The following is a 441-nucleotide window of genomic DNA, read 5'->3' as shown; positions in this document are numbered from 1 at the left end:
CCCTGTTACCGCCGTGAAAGGGCGGTGTCCTAGGCCACTAGACGAAGGGGACACACTACCCGGACCACACAGCGTGTGGTCTGGTACCGAACAAAAACGCCACTCCATGAGTGGCGCTCTCGTTAAATTTGGAGCGGGAAACGAGACTCGAACTCGCGACCCCGACCTTGGCAAGGTCGTGCTCTACCAACTGAGCTATTCCCGCAAATGGCGTCCCCTAGGGGACTCGAACCCCTGTTACCGCCGTGAAAGGGCGGTGTCCTAGGCCACTAGACGAAGGGGACACGCTACCCGGAACACATGGTGTGTGTTTCGGTGTCCAGATCCAATCCGAAGACTGGGTTCTGGTTTCACTCAGCACCACCCGAAGGCACTGCTGTTTAAAATTGGAGCGGGAAACGAGACTCGAACTCGCGACCCCGACCTTGGCAAGGTCGTGCT

At 58.0% G+C, this 441-nt stretch carries 2 tRNA genes; both read right to left on the bottom strand.

Features of this window, described 5'->3' with window-relative positions:
• Window positions 1-129 precede the first annotated feature (129 nt).
• A tRNA-Gly gene (locus tag NR126_RS28475) sits at window positions 130-205 on the bottom strand.
• A gap of 3 nt (window positions 206-208) precedes the next feature.
• Window positions 209-284, bottom strand: a tRNA-Glu gene (locus NR126_RS28470).
• Window positions 285-441: the final 157 nt, after the last annotated feature.

It is taken from the genome of Pseudomonas sp. Pse1, assembly GCF_024519635.1.
Classification (GTDB): domain Bacteria; phylum Pseudomonadota; class Gammaproteobacteria; order Pseudomonadales; family Pseudomonadaceae; genus Aquipseudomonas.
This window is presented reverse-complemented; position numbering and strand designations above follow the sequence as displayed.